The sequence below is a fragment of the Sphingomonas sp. GC_Shp_6 genome (assembly GCF_026540835.1).
Taxonomy (GTDB): Bacteria; Pseudomonadota; Alphaproteobacteria; order Sphingomonadales; family Sphingomonadaceae; genus Sphingomonas.
The window spans coordinates 1-2,500 of sequence record NZ_JALNUO010000036.1; the positions used below are offsets into that span (position 1 = coordinate 1).

Annotated in this window: 1 tRNA gene and 2 rRNA genes (1 of these 3 cut by a window edge); all 3 read right to left on the minus strand. The window is 54.8% G+C overall.

Annotation, left to right across the window (positions count from 1 at the left end):
• Positions 1–77, minus strand: a tRNA-Met gene (locus OXQ95_RS18490).
• A gap of 76 nt (positions 78–153) precedes the next feature.
• A 5S ribosomal RNA gene (rrf, locus tag OXQ95_RS18495) occupies positions 154–268 on the minus strand.
• 145 nt (positions 269–413) lie between these two features.
• Positions 414–2,500, minus strand: a 23S ribosomal RNA gene (locus OXQ95_RS18500); it runs 709 nt beyond the window's last position.

The window sequence follows — 2,500 nt, forward strand, 5'->3', positions numbered from 1 at the left end:
TGGTTGCGGGGACAGGATTTGAACCTGTGACCTTCAGGTTATGAGCCTGACGAGCTACCGGGCTGCTCCACCCCGCGGTGGCGTGCTTGTGTGCACGCGGGAGGTATTTGCATTGGGAATGGGTTCTTGTTTCACGCGCGCACGGGCTTCAATGCCTGGCGACGACCTACTCTTCCATCGCTTGAGCGATAGTACCATTGGCGCAGTCGGGTTTCACGGCCGAGTTCGAGATGGGATCGGGTGGTTCACCGACGCTATAGCCACCAGGCAATGGAGCCGGTGCGCGTGTGAGGGTTTGAAAATCGATGCCGTGCACATGAAGACGTAATTATAAAATCTGGCGTCGAGCTGTATCATCCGCTCCGCATCGTGACGCTGGTTTTACCCAGAGTTGTCATTGATGGTGCGAACTCATCAAGCGCGAATAGAGCAATTAGTATCGGTTAGCTCCATGCGTTACCGCACTTCCACATCCGATCTATCAACGTGGTGGTCTTCCACGGCTCTGTGAAATCTTATCTCGAGGGAGGCTTCCCGCTTAGATGCTTTCAGCGGTTATCCCGTCCATACATAGCTACCCTGCTGCGCCGTTGGCACGACGACAGGTACACCAGAGGTATGTTCAACCCGGTCCTCTCGTACTAGGGTCAACTCCTCTCAAATTTCGACGCCCACGGCAGATAGGGACCAAACTGTCTCGCGACGTTCTGAACCCAACTCACGTACCACTTTAATTGGCGAACAGCCAAACCCTTGGGACCTGCTCCAGCCCCAGGATGTGATGAGTCGACATCGAGGTGCCAAACAACCCCGTCGATATGAGCTCTTGGGGGTTATCAGCCTGTTATCCCCGGCGTACCTTTTATCCGTTGAGCGATGGCCCTTCCACGAGGGACCACCGGATCACTATGACCGACTTTCGTCTCTGCTCGACTTGTCAGTCTCGCAGTCAGGCGGGCTTATGCCATTGCACTCTAACAGACGGTTTCCAACCGTCCTGAGCCCACCATTGCGCGCCTCCGTTACTCTTTAGGAGGCGACCGCCCCAGTCAAACTACCCGCCACAGAGGGTCCCAACACCGGCTAACGGTGCGTGGTTAGACATCAGAAAACAACAGGGTGGTATTTCACCTATGGCTCCACATCAGCTGGCGCCGATGCTTCAAAGCCTCCCACCTATGCTACACAGTTCTTTCCTAATGCCACTCTGAAGCTGCAGTAAAGGTGCACGGGGTCTTTCCGTCTAACCGCGGGTACTCCGCATCTTCACGGAGAATTCAATTTCGCTGAGCATGTCCTGGAGACAGTGGGGAAGTCGTTACGCCATTCGTGCAGGTCGGAACTTACCCGACAAGGAATTTCGCTACCTTAGGACCGTTATAGTTACGGCCGCCGTTTACCTGGGCTTCATTTCAGAGCTTGCACCCCTCCACTTAACCTTCAGGCACCGGGCAGGCGTCAGGCCCTATACGTCGTCTTGAAGCCGACTTAGCAGAGCCCTGTGTTTTTGCTAAACAGTCGCTACCCCCTGGCCTGTGCCCCCCATAAAAGCTTGCGCTCCTATGGGGCCTCCTTCTTCCGAAGGTACGGAGGCAATTTGCCGAGTTCCTTCAGGACACTTCTCTCAAGCGCCTTGGTATACTCTACCTGACCACCTGTGTCGGTTTCGGGTACGGTCTATACGGTGGGGCTATTTCCTGGAACCATTTCGAAGCCCAGCCAATCCGATAAGGCTGAACAACACACATGATCCGTCACACACCACCAGGCCCACGAATATTAACGTGGTTCCCATCGACTACCCCCTTCGGGCTCGTCTTAGGGGCCGGCTCACCCTGCGCGGATTAGCCTTGCGCAGGAACCCTTGGTCTTTCGGCGAGAGGGCATCTCACCCTCTTTATCGCTACTCATGTCTGCATTCGCACTTCCGATACCTCCACGACCCATTACCAGATCGCTTCACAGGCTTACGGAACGCTCCGCTACCGCGTACCACCTAAAGTGGCACACCCTAAGCTTCGGTGCACGTCTTGAGCCCCGTTACATCTTCGCCGCAGAAACCCTTGATTAGACCAGTGAGCTGTTACGCTTTCTTTAAAGGATGGCTGCTTCTAAGCCAACCTCCTGGTTGTTTTGGGATTTCCACATGCTTTCCCACTTAGACGTGACTTGGGGACCTTAGCTGTAGGTCAGGGCTGTTTCCCTTTTGACGACGGACCTTAGCACCCGCCGTCTGTCTCCTGGATATCACTCCTAGGTATTCGGAGTTTGGTTAGAGTTGGTAGATCTCGCGACCCCCGCATCCATCCAGTGCTCTACCCCCTAGGGTGTTCGTCCAAGGCACTACCTCAATAGTTTTCGCGGAGAACCAGCTATTTCCCGGCTTGATTGGCCTTTCACCCCTAAACACAACTCATCCGGTAACTTTTCAACGTTAATCGGTTCGGACCTCCAGTGCGTGTTACCGCACCTTCATCCTGGTCATGCCTAGATCGCCGGG